The sequence below is a fragment of the Mesocryomonas lacus genome (assembly GCF_055730135.2).
Genome location: NZ_JBUZWE020000001.1, coordinates 288004 through 303353, shown reverse-complemented (window position 1 = coordinate 303353; position 15350 = coordinate 288004). Strand labels below are relative to the sequence as shown.

General features: G+C 65.7%; 14 protein-coding genes. 9 read left to right on the top strand and 5 right to left on the bottom strand.

Translation table 11 applies throughout. The features are described from left to right. Positions 1-75 precede the first annotated feature (75 nt). From hemB to ACZLZY_RS01420, 3 genes are all read left to right on the top strand, one after another. Entirely contained in the window at positions 76-1098 is a 1023-nt protein-coding gene (gene hemB, locus ACZLZY_RS01430) for a porphobilinogen synthase (protein WP_472931624.1), read from the top strand. 99 nt (positions 1099-1197) lie between these two features. Then, positions 1198-1662: an RDD family protein gene (locus tag ACZLZY_RS01425; protein WP_472931623.1), complete on the top strand. Its 465-nt coding sequence runs from the start codon at positions 1198-1200 to the stop codon at positions 1660-1662. A 129-nt stretch (positions 1663-1791) separates the two neighbouring features. Beyond that, positions 1792-2568, top strand: coding sequence for an arginyltransferase (locus ACZLZY_RS01420; RefSeq protein WP_472931943.1), 777 nt, complete (start codon positions 1792-1794; stop codon positions 2566-2568). Positions 2569-2586: 18 nt separating this feature from the next. Here the strand turns inward: ACZLZY_RS01420 and ACZLZY_RS01415 are convergent, their stop codons facing one another. Beyond that, positions 2587-3039, bottom strand: coding sequence for a DNA polymerase III subunit chi (locus ACZLZY_RS01415; protein ID WP_472931622.1), 453 nt, complete (start codon positions 3037-3039; stop codon positions 2587-2589). 21 nt (positions 3040-3060) lie between these two features. Next, positions 3061-4563, bottom strand: a complete 1503-nt coding sequence (locus ACZLZY_RS01410; RefSeq protein ID WP_472931621.1) for a leucyl aminopeptidase — start codon at positions 4561-4563, stop codon at positions 3061-3063. Positions 4564-4854: 291 nt separating this feature from the next. Here ACZLZY_RS01410 and ACZLZY_RS01405 point away from each other — a divergent pair, with 291 nt between their 5' ends. The 6 genes from ACZLZY_RS01405 to rsmA all read left to right on the top strand — a co-directional run bounded on the left by ACZLZY_RS01405 (position 4855) and on the right by rsmA (position 12429). Next, the gene (locus ACZLZY_RS01405) at positions 4855-6048 is read left to right on the top strand and encodes an LptF/LptG family permease (protein ID WP_472931620.1); all 1194 of its coding nucleotides are present in this window, start codon (positions 4855-4857) and stop codon (positions 6046-6048) included. Continuing rightward, a complete protein-coding gene (gene lptG, locus ACZLZY_RS01400; RefSeq protein ID WP_472931619.1) occupies positions 6045-7127 on the top strand; it encodes an LPS export ABC transporter permease LptG in 1083 nt (360 codons plus the stop codon). Before ACZLZY_RS01405 ends, lptG begins: the two co-directional genes overlap by 4 nt. A gap of 28 nt (positions 7128-7155) precedes the next feature. Continuing rightward, positions 7156-9522 (top strand): LPS-assembly protein LptD, encoded by a 2367-nt coding sequence (locus tag ACZLZY_RS01395; protein WP_472931618.1) that lies wholly within the window; start codon positions 7156-7158, stop codon positions 9520-9522. A gap of 95 nt (positions 9523-9617) precedes the next feature. Then, complete coding sequence (locus ACZLZY_RS01390) at positions 9618-10565, top strand: SurA N-terminal domain-containing protein (RefSeq protein WP_472931617.1); 948 nt, start codon at positions 9618-9620, stop codon at positions 10563-10565. Further along, positions 10562-11605 (top strand): 4-hydroxythreonine-4-phosphate dehydrogenase PdxA, encoded by a 1044-nt coding sequence (gene pdxA, locus ACZLZY_RS01385; RefSeq protein ID WP_472931616.1) that lies wholly within the window; start codon positions 10562-10564, stop codon positions 11603-11605. Before ACZLZY_RS01390 ends, pdxA begins: the two co-directional genes overlap by 4 nt. Next, positions 11602-12429, top strand: a complete 828-nt coding sequence (gene rsmA / locus ACZLZY_RS01380; RefSeq protein ID WP_472931615.1) for a 16S rRNA (adenine(1518)-N(6)/adenine(1519)-N(6))-dimethyltransferase RsmA — start codon at positions 11602-11604, stop codon at positions 12427-12429. The genes pdxA and rsmA overlap by 4 nt, the downstream gene beginning before the upstream one ends. An 87-nt stretch (positions 12430-12516) precedes the next feature. Here rsmA and gmk read toward each other — a convergent pair whose 3' ends face one another. From gmk to mltG, 3 genes are all read right to left on the bottom strand, one after another. Continuing rightward, positions 12517-13179, bottom strand: coding sequence for a guanylate kinase (gene gmk, locus ACZLZY_RS01375; RefSeq protein WP_472931614.1), 663 nt, complete (start codon positions 13177-13179; stop codon positions 12517-12519). Further along, complete coding sequence (locus ACZLZY_RS01370; RefSeq protein ID WP_472931613.1) at positions 13176-14063, bottom strand: YicC/YloC family endoribonuclease; 888 nt, start codon at positions 14061-14063, stop codon at positions 13176-13178. The genes gmk and ACZLZY_RS01370 overlap by 4 nt, the downstream gene beginning before the upstream one ends. Positions 14064-14133: 70 nt before the next feature. Further along, positions 14134-15291 (bottom strand): endolytic transglycosylase MltG, encoded by a 1158-nt coding sequence (mltG, locus tag ACZLZY_RS01365; protein ID WP_472931612.1) that lies wholly within the window; start codon positions 15289-15291, stop codon positions 14134-14136. Between the last annotated feature and the right edge of the window lie 59 nt (positions 15292-15350).

Sequence of the window (15350 nt, the reverse complement as noted above, 5' to 3'; positions counted from 1 at the left end):
AAGACATCTAATCTCAAAAGCCGTCGGCCGACCTTGGGCAAGCCGCGACTTTATCCTCGGACCCGGATTTCCCTCATGTCAGACAGCAGCAAGGTAAGCGCCCGCATCGATGCGGCGACCGGCGGGCTCAGGCTTCGGCGCATGCGCCAGAGCGAATGGTCGCGCCGTCTGGTGCGAGAGACGTCCGTCGGCGCCAGCGACCTGATCTGGCCGATTTTCGTGCGTGAGGGCGGCGGTCCCGACGAGCCGGTGCCCTCCATGCCGGAGGTGGTGCGTTTCTCGGTCGAGCGCAGCGTCGACGCGGCCAAGGAGGCGCGGGACCTCGGCATTCCCGTCGTCGCGCTGTTTCCCTTCACCGAGAACGCGCTGCGCGACGAGCGCGGCAGCGAGGCGCTGAACGAGAACAATCTCGTCTGCCGTGCCACGCGGGCGATCAAGGCCGCAGTGCCGGAGGTCGGCATCATGTGCGACGTCGCGCTCGACCCCTATACCAGCCACGGCCATGATGGCGTCCTGCGCGGCGACCGCATCGACAACGACGAATCGGTCGAGGTGCTCTGCCGGCAGGCACTGGTGCAGGCCAAAGCCGGCTGCGACATCATCGGCCCGTCCGACATGATGGACGGCCGCGTGGCCTGCATCCGTTCGGAGCTCGACGCGGAGGGCCTCGCGGACACGATGATCATGTCCTACGCCGCGAAATACGCCTCGGCCTTCTACGGCCCGTTCCGCGACGCCGTCGGCTCCGGCGGCATTCTCAAGGGCGACAAGCGCACCTACCAGATGGACTACGGCAATGCCGAGGAGGCCTTCCGGGAGGCGGAGCAGGACATCGCCGAGGGCGCCGACATGATTATGGTCAAGCCGGGAATGCCCTATCTCGACATCCTGTCGCGGCTCGTCGGTGCGTTCAACCTGCCGATCTTTGCCTACCAGACCTCGGGCGAGTACTCGATGATCATGGCGGCGGCTGGCAATGGCTGGCTGGACGGCGACAAGGCGATGATGGAGAGCGCCGCCGCGTTCAAGCGCGCCGGTGCGGCGGGGATGCTGACCTACTTCGCGCCGCGGATCGCCCGCATGCTGAAGGGGCAGTAGCGCCGCGCAGGCGTCATTGAAGCGGGGCGCCGGGTTTCCCATCTCAAGGGGACGCCGCCGCTTCCTGTCGGCCGCCTTTTGAAGGAAACCGGAACCGCCATGAGTGACCAGACCATCGACGGAGCTCGCCGCACCGATCTCGACGCGCCGCGACTGTATGATGGCGTTCGCTCGCGGCGGATCTTCGGCTTCATCGCCGACTATACGCTGATCCTGCTGCTGTCGGTTCCGGCCGCCATCGTGGTCGGCCTCCTCGGCATCCTGACGCTCGGGCTCGGCTGGCTGCTCTACGGCATCCTCCTGCCGCTGATCGCCATCCTCTATGTCGGCTTCACCATGGGCGGCAGATCGCAGGCCACTCCTGGCATGCGCCTCGCCGGCGTCCGCCTGGAGCGGCTCGACGGCGGCAAGGTCGACCCGGCCCTCGCCATCTTGCATGGCGTCATCTTTTGGGCATCGAACGCCGTGCTGACGCCGTTCGTGCTGCTGGTCGCGCTGTTCACCCCGCGCAAGCAGCTGCTGCAGGACCTGCTGCTCGGGACGGTCGTCGTTCGCAACCGCTAGGCTTGCCGGCAGCCGCACGGCGCGCATCTATCCCCGCGTGAAGCCAGTGTTTCAAAGCTGGCTTTCCTGTGATTATCTCGACACAACACGGTACGGGGACGGGTCCTCGTCAGGAAGGGTTGCGTGCTGATGACTGCCCATCCGCAGACACCTCAGTTCTTCCTTACATCCCCCTCCCCCTGCCCGTATCTCGCTGGACAGTTCGAACGGAAGGTGTTCACCCATCTCGTCGGGGAACGGGCGCCGGAACTGCTCGACCTTTTGACGCAAGGCGGGTTCAGGCGCAGCCAGAACATCGCCTACCGTCCGGCGTGTGAGCGCTGCCGCTCTTGCATTTCGGTGCGGATTCTCGTCGACCAGTTCCAGCCGACGAAGTCGATGAAGCGGGTGATGGCGCGCAACCGCGACCTCGTCGGCCGGGTCGACCGTGCTGTGCCCTCGACCGAGCAGTACGCGCTGTTCCGCCGCTACCTCGACGACCGTCACGCCCGCGGCGGGATGTCCGAAATGTCGGTTCTCGACTATGCGATGATGGTCGAGGACAGCCAAGTCGACACCCGCCTGATCCAGTACAGGCGCCGCGGGCCGGACTCGGGCTTCCTCGCCTCGTCCGACCGGCAGCTCGTCGCCACGGCGCTGAGCGACGTGATGGGCGATGGCATGTCCATGGTCTATTCGTTCTTCGACCCCGACGAGCACGAGCGCAGCCTCGGCACCTACATGATCCTCGACCACATCGAACGGACTAAGAAGCTCGGCCTGCCTTATCTCTACCTCGGCTACTGGGTGAAGGGTTCACGCAAGATGGACTACAAGATCCGGTATCTGCCGCAGGAGCACCTGCAGCCGAAAGGCTGGGAGCCCTATGTGCCAAGTCCCGAGGACGACGTACCCGATTCCGCATGACGGGTTGGTACCCTTGCCTCAGGCCTTCTTGACCCAGCGACGGTCGTCGGTCTGTTGCCAGTAGGTGACGACATGTCCGGCAGCCTTCTCGATGCTCCAGCGGCGCCGGGCGCTCGCGACCTGTTCCTCGTTATGGCCGTCGAAGAGATAGACGCCCCGCAGATAGCGCTCCAGCGAATCGGGCACGGCGCCCTCGACCATGAAGCGGCACTGCGGGTCGTTGGCGGCCTGGGCCGGGTCGACCGTCAACAGGATCGGCTGCAGCGCGCCGCTAGAATCGACGTCGGTGCCATGCGGAAGAAAGGATTCCTCGCGAAACACCCAGAGGTGCTGGTCCAGCGCATCGCGGCGCTCGCCGGTCAACGCCTGCACGACGACCCGCCAGCCGCGGGCGACGCTCTTCTCGAGGAGGTCCGGCAGGGCCTCCTCGAGACGGCTCTCGGTGAGGTGGTAGAACAGCACTTCGGCCACGACCGCCCCCTTTTCTTAGCGTTACTTTGCTTCGTAGTCCGCCTCGACCAGCTGGTTCAACAGCCGCACGCCGAAGCCCGAGGCCCAGGACTGGTTGTACTCGTTGGACGGAGAGCCCATCGCGGTACCCGCGATGTCGAGATGCGCCCAAGGCACGTCGTTGACGAAGCGCTGCAGGAACTGCGCAGCGGTAATCGATCCGGCGGCGCGGCCATTGCCGACGTTCTTGATGTCGGCGAACTTGCCTTCGATCAGCTTGTCGTATTCCGGCGCGAGCGGCAGGCGCCAGACCTTTTCGCCGGTCAGCTGGCCGGCGGCGTGCAGGCGCGCCGACAGCTCGTCATTGTTGGAGAACAGGCCGGCATTGTGATTGCCGAGCGCCACGATCACCGCGCCGGTCAGCGTGGCGAGGTCGATCATGAACTTCGGCTGGAAACGCTGCTGGCAATACCAGAGCGCGTCGGCGAGCACGAGCCGGCCCTCGGCATCGGTGTTGATGACCTCGATCGTCGTGCCGGACATGGCGGTGACGATGTCGCCCGGCCGCTGCGCGTTGCCGTCGACGGCGTTCTCGACGAGGCCGACGATGCCGACGACGTTGACTTTGGCCTTGCGGCCGGCAAGCGCGCGCATCAGACCGACGACGGCTGCCGAGCCACCCATGTCACCCTTCATGTCCTCCATGCCGCCGGCGGGCTTGATCGACACGCCACCGGTGTCGAAGACGACGCCCTTGCCGACGAAGGCGATCGGCGCCTCGCCCTCGGTGCCGCCGTTCCAGCGCATGATGGCGAGGCGGGCCGGACGCGGCGAACCCTGCGCGACGCCGAGGAGCGCCCACATTTTCAGCTCAGTCATGTCGGCTTCGTTGAGGATCTCGATCTCGAGGCCGTGCGGGGCAAGCGCGGAGATGTGCGCGGCGTATTCGACCGGGCCGAGCACGTTGGCCGGCTCGTTGACGAGATCGCGGGCGAGCATCACGCCCTCGGTGATCGCCTCGGACCGCGCGAAGGCAGCGGTCGCAGCGGCGGCGTCGCTGACGGCAAGCGTCACGGTCTCCGCGACGTCCTTCGTCTCTTCCTCGTCACCGTTCTTCGGCTTCTTCGATTTGTAGCGGTCGAAGTGATAGCCGCGCAGAATCACGCCCGCCGCCAACGCGGCTGCCGATGCACCGTCCACGGCGGCGCCTGCTGCATCGCACCATAACGTGATGACCTCGGCGCCCTTCGTCTTGGCGGCAGCGATACCGCCGAGCTTCATCCAGTCTTCCTCGCCGAGCGGCGTCTCGCCGTGCGTGCCGATGACGAGGATCCGGTCGACGTCGAGGCCCGCCGGTGCCAGCAGTTCGAGGGTCGAAAGCCGCTTGCCGGTGAACTTCGCGATCCCCGCCGCCCGCTGGACGAGATCGCCGATCGCGGCCGGGACGGAAGCGGCCAGCGCCGTGCCCTGCCCGGCGAAAACGACGAGAACGCCTGCCGTCGGCAAGGCGAGCGCGGAGAACTGGATGGACGGTTTCTTCGACATGGAAACTCCGTTGGGAAGAGAGCGCTCGCCCGGCATGCGAGCCTGATCGCACCTTGTAGCCGCTAAGGCAGCCGTGGTGCAAAGGACACAGGCGCTATCATGGAAGCAGGCGCCGGCTTGGCAAGGCTGGGCAAGGCTCGCCACCCCGGTTAAGGGTGCGTTAACCACCCTTGTTCGCCCTTCTTTAGCCAAGCTGCTGCACTCTCAGGCACGGATGAGCATCAGAACCGACAGGGGGGAACCTCTCCGCACCGTGACCGAGGCCGAGAAGACCATAGAAACGACGACGCCATGAGCCTTCTCGAACGATACATCTTCAGACGGGCCATGGTGTTCAGCCTGGGCTCTCTGGCGTCCCTCGTCCTGATCGTCTGGGTGGTTCAGGCGCTGCAGCGCATCGATATCGTCCGCACTACCGCCTCGGCTGCCGGCAACATTTTCTGGATCGCGCTGATGCTGATCCCGGACCTTGCGGCTGGCGTCGTGCCCTTCGCCGTGGTGATCGGAGCCGTCCAGGCGCTGAACTCGCTGAACGCCGACAGCGAGCGCGCCGTCATCTCATCGTCCGGCGCCTCGTCGGCGGTGGTCATCCGGCCGATCCTCTACCTCGGGATCGTCGCCGCCATGCTCGTCCTGTTCATCTCGCACGTGCTGGGACCGATGGCGCAACGCGGCTTCTACGATGGCATCCGGACCATCAATGCCGATGCCATCACACTGTTCCTGCAGCCGGGACGGTTCGAGGAAGTGCAGGACGGCATGATCCTCAGCATCGGCGCAGTGAACGGCTCGACGGTGAAGAGCCTTTTCATCTCCGACCAGCGCGACCCAAGCCTCGACCTCACCTACTTTGCCAAGGAAGCGAAGATCCTCGAGCGCGACAAATCCTCGTATCTGCTGCTGTATGACGGTCAGCTGCACCGCCGCACCGCGGCCGATGGCGCGGTGTCGATCATCCAGTTCCAGACCTACGCCTTCGATCTCGCCAGCCTCCGGCCGGCTTCGGATGGCGACTGGGTGCGCACGTCCGAACGCTCGACCGCCGAACTCGCCTTCCCCGATCCGAACGATGCCGACTTCCAGGCCAAGCCCAATTCCTACCGCAAGGAGCTGGCGCAGCGGCTGTCCGACTGGCTGTACCCGATCGCCATGGCGCTCTGGGCGCTGGTGATGGCGAGCCAGCCGCGCACCAACCGTCAGGGCCCGGGCATCGCGATGGCGCTCGGACTGGCCGGCGCCTTAGTGCTTAAGGCGCTGGGCTTTGTCTCGATGTCGCTGGTCGACCGCGACCCGCGGCTGGTCTTCGTCATCTACCTCGTGCCGCTGTTCTCCATCGTCACCAGCATCATGCTGCTCCGGCTCGACGTGAATATCTCGCAGCTGAGCCTGTTCGACCGGATCGGCGACGCCTTCGCCCGGGCTGGCCGCAGCCTCCGCGGCCTGGTGCCGATGCTTGCCTCCAGTGACGGGAAGACCCGGCGATGATGCGGCGCACGCTCAACCTCTACTTCTTCAAGCGCTATATCGTCAGCTTCTTCTCGTCGCTGGTGGTGGTGTTCGCGCTCGCCTACCTCATCGACATGATCGAGGTTAGCCGCCGCGGCCGCTTCGCCGATGTCAGTTTCGGCACCATCGCGCTCGTCTCGGCGCTCCGCATCCCGGCCTTCATCGAGCAGGCCTTTCCTTTCGTCATCCTGTTCTCCTCGATCTTCACCTTGCTCACGCTGAACAAGAAGCTGGAGCTGGTGGTGGCCCGGGCGTCCGGCGTGTCGGTCTGGCAGATCCTTGCGCCGTTCATCGTCGGCTCGATCCTGCTCGGGGCCGCCGCGACCTTCCTCTACAATCCGCTGGCGGCGATGGCGCAGGCGCAGTCCGCCAACATCGAGACGCAGCTCGGCAGCGGCAAGACCAAATCCAGCACGGGCCTTGCCCCTTGGCTGCGGCAGAACGGCGAAGGCGTTGAGTCGATCATCGGCGCCAAGGCGGTGTCGGATGGCGGCCTGAAGCTTGGCGGCGTGACCGCCTTCATCCTCGCCGACGACGGCACGGTGCGGGACCGTATCGACGCGCCCAGCGCTACGCTCGTCGAAAATGCCTGGCTGATCGATTCGCCGACCGTGACCCGGATCGGCTACTCCCCGGAGAAGCCGGCGAACTATCGTTTGCCGACGACGCTGCGTGCGGAATTTATCGAGCAGAAGCTCGCCGACCCGCAGGCCATTCCGATCTGGGATCTCTATTCCAAGATCGAGGTCGCCCGCAGTCTCGGATACAATGCCGAGGCCTTCGCGATGCATTACAACACGCTGGTGGCCAAGCCCGCGCTGTTCGTCGCGATGACCCTCCTGGCCGCGACGGTGGCCATCCAATTTGCCAGAACTGGGCAGTCGAGCCGGACGATAATCGGTGGCATCACCGCCGGCTTCGTGCTTTACGTCGTAACGTTCCTCGCGCAAGCGCTGGGAAGCAATTCGGTTGTTCCACCGGTTGTGGCGGCGTGGTTCCCAGTCTTGGCAGCAGGCCTGTTCGGGGTGACGATCCTGCTTCACCAGGAGGATGGTTAGTATGGTAGCGACGGGGAAAACGCGCTTCATGGTGAGAACGGGCCGACACCTCACGCTTTCGGCGAGCGTGGCGCTGTGCGCCCTTCTGTCCAGCGGTCCCTCGGCTCTCGCTCAGGAACAGATGAACCCGCTCGGTGCGGCCGTGAAGGTCCCAAGCGACGCGCAGCTGTTCCTAGAGGCCGACACCGTCGTCTACGACCGCGACAAGTCGCTGGTCACGGCGGGCGGCGGCGTTCAGATCGACTACGGCGGCTACAAGCTCGTCGCCAAGAAGGTCACCTACAACCAGCAGACCAAGCGTCTCGTCGCCAGTGGTGACGTCGAGATGCTGCAGCCTGATGGCAATAAGGTCTACGCCGACAGCGCCGACATCACCGACGACTTCGCCGACGGCTTCATCACCGCGCTGCGGATCGAGACGCCCGACAATACGCGCTTTGCCGCGCAAGGCGCCGTGCGCGAGAGCGGCAACGTCACGACCTTCGAGAAGGGCATCTACACCGCGTGCGAGGCGTGCAAGAAGCACCCCGAGCGGGCACCGCTGTGGCAGGTCAAGGCGCGCAAGATCGTCTGGGACCAGCAGGAAAAGGTCATCCGCTATTACGGCGCCAAGTTCGAGTTCTTCGGCCAGCCGATCGCGTACCTTCCCTACTTCCAGCAGGCCGACCCGACCATTAAGCGCAAGAGCGGCTTCCTGACGCCGTCCTTCAAGTCGTCCGACGACCTCGGCTACGGCTTGCGGGTGCCGTACTTCTTCGCGCTGTCCGACAGCTACGACATGACGGTCGCCGGCACCTATTACAGCAAGCAGGGCTTCCTCGGCGAAGTCGAGTACCGTCAGGCGTTCAGCAACGGCTACTTCACCTTGCAGGCCGCCGGCATCTCGCAGAACGACCCGAACAATTTCGACATCAACAGCGTCGATCTCGGCGAGGTCAAACGCGGCATGGTCGGCACCACCGGCCGGTTCGATCTCAGCGACCGCTGGACCTTCGGCTGGGATGTGCTGGCGCAGAGCGATTCGAACTTCTCGCAGACCTATGGCATCGAGAACTTCAACCAGACCTTCCACACCTCGGAAATCTACCTCAGCGGTCTCGGCGACCGCAGCTTCTTCGACCTGCGCGCCCAGCGCTTCGACATCCAGTCGAAGTACAATACGGGCGACCTCGATCAGGACAAGCAGCCCGAGATCCTGCCGACGCTCGACTACGAAACCATCAACGATTCGCCGATCGGCGGCGGTGAGATCGAGATCGACACCAATCTGGTTCACCTGCGCCGCCAGGAAGGCGCGCTCGGGCTGATCTGCGAGCCCGGCCTCTTCGTCAACGGCAGCTGCGCCGACTTCCGAAGGGACGTCTACAACCGCAATGTGCTGGAAGGCGACTACACCCGCGGCTCGACCAATGCCGAGTGGCGCCGGACGCTGACGACCGATGGGGGACTGCTGCTGACCCCCTCCCTCGGGCTCCGCGGCGACCTCTATCAGGCCAACATGTCGGTGGGCGATGAGGGCTCGTTCGATGGCGGGACCAGTGTCGACGGCTCCGGCTTCCGGGGCATGGCGACCGCCGCCCTCGAGGCGCGCTATCCCATCCTGATCGAGGCGGCGAACTCCTCTCACGTCATCGAGCCGATCGGCCAGCTGATCATCCGTCCGGACGAGGCGAAGGCCGGCGAGCTGCCGAACGAGGACGCGCAGAGCCTCGTCTTCACCACCGGCAACCTGTTCGAAATGGACAAGTTCTCCGGCTACGACCGGATCGAGGGCGGCAGCCGCGCCAATGTCGGCCTGCGTTATGCCGGCACCTTTGCCACCGGCTATGCGCTCGACGCCATGATCGGTCAGTCCTACCACATTTCCGGCGACAACCCGTACGACCAGATCGACCTTGCGCTCGTCGGCTTCGACTCGGGCCTCGAGACGGATCGGTCGGACTATGTGAGCTCGGTGACGCTTGGGACGCCGATCGGCCTGCAGTTCGGCGTGCAGGGCCGTTTCGACGAGAAGACGATGGACGTGCGCCGGACCGATCTCAGCACGGCCTACAGCAACAGCCACGGCAGCATCGGCGCGACCTACTCCTTCATCGACGCGCAGCCGATTTATGGCTCGCCGGTCGATCGCAGCCAGATCTCGACCGGCGGCAACCTGAAGCTGAACGCCAACTGGACGGCCTATGGCTCGCTGAGCTACGACATCGAGAGCTCGACCCTCATCAGCAAGTCCGCGGGTCTCGGCTATCTCGACGAGTGCTTCAGCCTGCTGGCGACCTACACCAGCACCGAGAGCGCATATCAGATCAACGACTCTCAGAAGAACACGGTGATGTTCACGCTCGGGCTCCGGACGATCGCCGACATCGACTACAAGTATAAGATCGACGAGTAGCGGCACCATCGTTTCGACAAAAGAGCGATGTAGCGCAACGACATGCCCATTGTTCGAGACAGCTGCACGTCCAGCATTCCGGAGGCCGAGACGCCATGACTGCATCACGCATCTTCCAGCGGTCCGCACTGGCGTTGTTGCTGACCTGCGCCACCGTCGGCGCGGTCTCCGGCCTGGCGCAGCCAGCGTCGGCCGCGTCGGAGATCGCGGTCATCGTCAACAAGGACCCGGTCACCTCCTTCGCCATCAAGCAGCGCACGAGCTTCCTGAAGCTGCGCCGCGTCAAGGGCGACCTGACAAAAGCCGCCACGGACGAGCTGATCGAGGAAGCCCTCAAGAAGCAGGAAGTGCGCCGTCTGGGGATCAGCATCCCGGACACCGCGGTGAATGCTGCCTTCCTGAAGTTCGCCGCCGACAACAAGCTGCAGCCGGCGCAGCTGGCGCAGGTGCTCGGCCAGGTCGGCTTCTCCGAGAAGGCGTTCAAGGACTACATCCGCGTCCAGATGGGCTGGGGCCAGGCGGTCCAGGCCAGCATGCGCAGCGGTGGCGCCGGCGGACGGGTCAGCGAGTCCGATGCGGTGCAGCGGATGCTGGCGCAAGGCGGCACGAAGCCTAAGACCACCGAGTACACCCTGCAGCAGGTGATCTTCGTCGTTCCCGAGGCCAAGCGCGCCGCGATGAAGGCCGGACGGATGAAGGAAGCCAACGCGATGCGCTCGCGCTTCCAGTCTTGCCCGGCCAACTACGAATTCGCCAAGGGCCTGCGCGACGTGACCGTGCGCGAGCTCGGGCGCGTGCCGCAGCCGGCCCTGCCGGAGCGGTGGAAGGATTCGATCTCGGCGATCTCCTCGTCCGGCGCCACGCCGCCGCAGGAGACCGAGCGCGGCGTCGAATACATCGTCGTCTGCGATCAGCGCAGTATTTCCGACGACAAGACGGCCGCGATGGTCTTCCAGTCGCAGGACATGGAGAAGGGCAAGTCGGAGCCCGACGCCAAGCTCCTGAAGTCGCTACGGGACAAAGCCGTGATCACCCGGCGATGACACCCGGCGCACGGCCGCCTCTGGCCGTCACCATCGGCGAACCGTCGGGCGTTGGGCCCGACGTGACGCTCGCCGCCTATGCCGACCGGCGGGACCGTCCGCTGCCAGTGTTCTTTCTCCTCGCAGATCCCGACATGCTGGCAGCGCGCGCTTCCCGCCTCGGCATCGACGTTTCGATCGTCCGTATCGGGCGGCCGGAAGAAGCCTCAGGGCATTTTGCGACGACCATTCCCGTCCTGCCGCTGATCAACCGCCATAGCGAGCGTCCCGGCCAGATCGATCCGCAGAATGCGCTCGGCACCGTCGAGGCGATCGACCGCGCTACAGCCTTCGCCCTCAACGGTGCGGCCTCGGCCGTGGTGACGAACCCGATCGACAAGAAGGCGCTCTACGACGCCGGCTTCCGCCACCCCGGTCATACCGAGTATTTGGCCGAACTCTGCGGCACCGTCCTGCAGCGCTCGTTCACGCCGGTCATGCTACTGACCGGGCCCGATCTCTCCTGCGTCCCCGTCACGATCCATATTCCGCTGGTCGACGTTCCCGCCGCCCTGACGGCCGACCTCATCGTCGAGACCGCGGAGATTGTCGCGGCCGAGCTGAAGTCGCGGATGGGCATCGAGTTTCCGCGCATCGCCGTCGCCGGGCTCAATCCGCATGCGGGCGAGCGCGGGGCGATCGGCAAGGAGGACGAGGCCGTCATCCGACCAGCCGTCGAGAGGCTGCGGATGTCGGGCATCGACGCCGTCGGGCCCCTCCCCGCCGACACCATGTTTCATCCCGAGGCACGGGCGCGCTACGACGTCGCGCTGTGCATGTACCATGACCAGGCGCTGATCCCGGCCAAGATGTTGGCCTTCGACGAGACGGTGAACACGACGCTCGGCCTGCCGATCATCCGAACCTCTCCGGATCACGGCACCGCAGCGGACATCGCCGGCAGCGGCCACGCCCGTCCGAACAGCTTCATCGCCGCCTTACGGCTCGCCGACCGCATGGCCGACCATGCCGCCCGCAGCGTCGCCCGGACCAGCTCGTGAGCGCCATCGACGGACTGCCGCCGCTGCGCGCGGTGATGGCGGAGCACGGGCTCGACCCGAAGAAGGCGCTCGGCCAGAACTTTCTCCTCGACCTCAACCTCACCGGACGCATCGCCCGCCAGGCGCTGCCCTATGACGGGCACACGGTCATCGAGGTGGGCCCAGGCCCCGGCGGGCTGACGCGGGCGATCCTCGCGCAAGGTGCCGAGCATCTCACGGTAATCGAAAAGGACCGCCGCTGCATCGCGGCGCTCGAAGCCGTCGCCGCGCACTATCCCGGCCGCCTCACCATCATCGAAGCGGATGCGCTGAAGACCGATATCGCTGCGCTCTCGGGAGGTCGGCCGGTCAAGATCGTCGCGAACCTTCCCTACAACATCGGCACGCAGTTGCTGCTCGACTGGATCACCGTGCCGCAATGGCCGCCGGTCTGGACCGAGCTGACGCTAATGTTCCAGCGGGAGGTCGCCGAGCGGATTGTCGCCGGGCCCGGCACCGACCATTACGGGCGGCTCGGCGTGCTGGCGGGCTGGCGGACCAGCGCCCGCATGCTCTTCGACGTCGGACCGGAAGCCTTCACGCCGCCGCCGAAAGTCACTTCCTCGGTGATCCAGATCCGGCCTCTGGCCTCGCCCATTGGCGTGCCGCTGGCCAAGCTCGAGGCGGTTACCGCCGCAGCTTTCGGCCAGCGCCGCAAGATGCTGCGCCAAAGCGTGAAGTCTCTTGGCGGCGAGCGCATTCTTCTGGCAGCCGACATCGACCCGCAGCGCCGTGCCGAGACGTTGAGCGTCGATGAGTTCTGCCGTCTCGCTGCTCTGGTCTGACGCCGGTCAGGCGGCCGCCGCGCGGACGGTGCCCGGCGATCGCAGAAGGCGCTAACGTCCCGTTAGAATCGATGCAGCGGACCGCCCTCAGGCCGGCTCTTCGCCCAGCAGCGTGGCCGTGAAGTCGAACAGGCCCGGACGCCGGTCGCGGCGCAGGCGCTCGGCCTCGACGATCGCCTTCACTTCGCCAAAGGCCTGGTTCAGATCGTGGTTGACGACGACATAGTCGTAGTCGCGCCAGCGCTCGATCTCGACACGGGCATTCTTCAGCCGCATGGCGATGGTGTCGCTGGAGTCCTCGTTGCGACGGAACAGGCGGCTCTTCAGTTCAGCCATCGAGGGCGGCAGGATGAAGATCGAGACGATGTCGGCACGCGCCTGTTCCTGCAGCTGCTTGGCGCCTTGCCAGTCGATGTCGAAGAGCATGTCGCGCCCTTCCTGCATCGCCTTCTCTGCCGGCTCGCGCGGGGTGCCGTAGAAATTGCCGTGCACCTCGGCCCATTCCAGCAGCGCGTCGCCGTGGCGCAGGCGCTCGAACTCATCGGGCTTGATGAAATGGTAGTGGCGGCCCTCGATCTCGCTGCCGCGGCGCTGGCGCGTGGTGACGCTGACCGACAGCGAGAAGCGCGGATCGCCTTCGAGGAGGTTGTGCGCGATCGTCGACTTGCCCGCGCCCGAGGGCGAGGACAGGACGAGCATCAGGCCGCGGCGCTTGATTTCCGGGGGCACGGTGGAGGCGGTGTCGGTCATTCGATATTCTGTACCTGTTCGCGGAATTGGTCGATGACCACTTTGAGCTCCAGCCCGATGGCGGTGAGCGAGGTCGCGTTTGATTTCGAGCACAGCGTATTCGATTCGCGGTTAAATTCCTGAGAAAGGAAGTCCAGCCGGCGACCGACCGGGCCACCCGCCGCGAGCAGGCTGCGGGCGGCATCGATATGGGCGGCGAGGCGGTCGAGTTCCTCGCGGATATCGGCCTTGGTGGCAATGATCGCCACCTCCTGGTGCAGCCGCGCGGCGTCCAGCCCGGCGCCGGTACCGATCAGCAGCTCGACCTGACCAGCAAGCCGGCGGCGGATCGCCTCGACGCTGCGGGCGGGGTCGCGCTCGGCGACAGCCACGAGCACGAGCATCTCGTCGAGCCGCTGGTCGAGAAGGCCCCGCAGTAAGGCGCCCTCGTCCTCACGGGCGGCAACGAGCCTGTCGAGCGCAAGGGTGAAGCCTTCCAGCACGGCAGCACGGCGGGCAGCGTCGCGTTCGGGATCGGCGACGGTCTCGGCGACGTCAATGATGCCCTTGATCGCCAGGAGCCCGTCTGCGGTCGGCGTAACGGCATGTCCGCCGGCGATCAGCCGTTCCGTCAGCACCAGCACCTGCTCGAGCATTGCCTCATTGACGCGGAACACCGGCGCGTCGTCTGTCTTGCGAAGGCTCAGCGAGATCTGGACGTTGCCGCGCGTCAGTCGGGCGCCGCTCGCCTTGCGGATGTCGCTCTCGATGCCGTCGAGCGCCTGCGGCAGGCGAAGGCGAAGCTCGAGCCCCTTGCCATTGACCGAGCGCAGTTCCCAGACGAAGTCGGTATCGTCGAAAACGCCCTCGGTCCGGGCAAAACCCGTCATGCTGGCAACGGGCATGCCGTTCTCCGTCGTTTCAGATCTAATGGCTACAGGCGGGCTCGGCAGAGATGCGCACTCGCCCAGCGCCCTATTGCGCGACGATCGGGTCGGCGGGATTGGCGTCACCCGCGGCGGCGGCGGCGTTCTGCGCCCGCTCGATCTCGCGGTACCGCCGGACATTGGCGTTGTGCTCCTCGAGCGACGACGCGAAGACGTGGCCGCCCGTGCCGTCCGCCACGAAGTAGACGTCCTTCGTCGACGAGGGATTGGCCACCGCCTCCAGCGCCGCCCGGCCGGGGTTCGCGATCGGGCTTGGCGGCAGGCCCTTGATCACATAGGTGTTGTAGGGCGTGTCGCTCTTGATGTGCGACTGGCGGATCGGCTCGTTCGCCGGCTTTCCGGAACCGCCCCAGATCCCGTAGATGATGGTCGGATCGGACTGGAGGCGCATGCCCAGCCGAAGCCTGTTGAGGAACACGGAAGCGACGCGCGAGCGCTCGTCGGCGCGGCCGGTTTCCTTCTCGACGATCGAGGCGAGCGTCACGAACTCCTTGATGTCCTTGACCTCGGTGACGTCCTTGTCGCGGCGGTCCCAGACTTCTTGGACCAGGGCGGTCTGCGCGGCCTGCATCTTGTTGATGACTTCGGCCCGGGTCATTCCCCGCTGAACGCGGTAGGTGTCGGGACGGAGCGAGCCCTCGGCCGGCATCGGCGGCATGTTGCCAGTCAGCACGTCTTCCTGCGCCACCCGGTCGAAGATCTGCTTGACGGTCCAGCCTTCGGGGATGGTCACGGAGTGCAGCACCGACTCGCCGCTACGGATCTTATCCATGATCTCGCGCATGCTGGCGGCCGGTGAGAAGCCGTATTCGCCGGCCTTCAGTTCACCTGCGACGCCGGACAGGCGCACGCCGTACTCGAAGATCGATGCATTGGTGATGATGCCGCCGCGCTCGAGGCCGTTGGCGATGCTCTCAAGGCTCGAATTCCTCGGCACCACATAGGTCGCCTGCGCCGTCAGCGGACCGGCGCCATCGAATTCCGACTTGCCCCAGGCGACGATGCCGACGGCGACCACGGCGACAAACAGCGCGGCGGAGAAAACGAGGTTGAAGAAGACGACGACCTGGTTGCGGGCACCGCGCGAGCGCCGCGGCGGCGTCGGGGCGGCCTTGGGTCGCAGAGCTTCGGACGCCGACCTTGGAACGATCTTCCGGTCGTCGCCGCCGCGCATGTCGTCGGTCATGAAATCACCCTTCGAGGATCGGTCGACAAACGATGGTAGCACCACCCGAATGTGGCGAA

Excerpts from the sequence above, each read along its gene's own strand:
- hemB (WP_472931624.1), top strand. The coding sequence starts at position 76 with ATGTCAGACAGCAGCAAGGTAAGCGCCCGCATCGATGCGGCGACCGGC.
- ACZLZY_RS01425 (WP_472931623.1), top strand. The coding sequence starts at position 1,198 with ATGAGTGACCAGACCATCGACGGAGCTCGCCGCACCGATCTCGACGCG.
- ACZLZY_RS01420 (WP_472931943.1), top strand. The coding sequence starts at position 1,792 with ATGACTGCCCATCCGCAGACACCTCAGTTCTTCCTTACATCCCCCTCC.
- ACZLZY_RS01410 (WP_472931621.1), bottom strand. The coding sequence starts at position 4,563 with ATGTCGAAGAAACCGTCCATCCAGTTCTCCGCGCTCGCCTTGCCGACG.
- ACZLZY_RS01405 (WP_472931620.1), top strand. The coding sequence starts at position 4,855 with ATGAGCCTTCTCGAACGATACATCTTCAGACGGGCCATGGTGTTCAGC.
- lptG (WP_472931619.1), top strand. The coding sequence starts at position 6,045 with ATGATGCGGCGCACGCTCAACCTCTACTTCTTCAAGCGCTATATCGTC.
- ACZLZY_RS01395 (WP_472931618.1), top strand. The coding sequence starts at position 7,156 with ATGGTGAGAACGGGCCGACACCTCACGCTTTCGGCGAGCGTGGCGCTG.
- ACZLZY_RS01390 (WP_472931617.1), top strand. The coding sequence starts at position 9,618 with ATGACTGCATCACGCATCTTCCAGCGGTCCGCACTGGCGTTGTTGCTG.
- pdxA (WP_472931616.1), top strand. The coding sequence starts at position 10,562 with ATGACACCCGGCGCACGGCCGCCTCTGGCCGTCACCATCGGCGAACCG.
- gmk (WP_472931614.1), bottom strand. The coding sequence starts at position 13,179 with ATGACCGACACCGCCTCCACCGTGCCCCCGGAAATCAAGCGCCGCGGC.
- ACZLZY_RS01370 (WP_472931613.1), bottom strand. The coding sequence starts at position 14,063 with ATGCCCGTTGCCAGCATGACGGGTTTTGCCCGGACCGAGGGCGTTTTC.
- mltG (WP_472931612.1), bottom strand. The coding sequence starts at position 15,291 with ATGACCGACGACATGCGCGGCGGCGACGACCGGAAGATCGTTCCAAGG.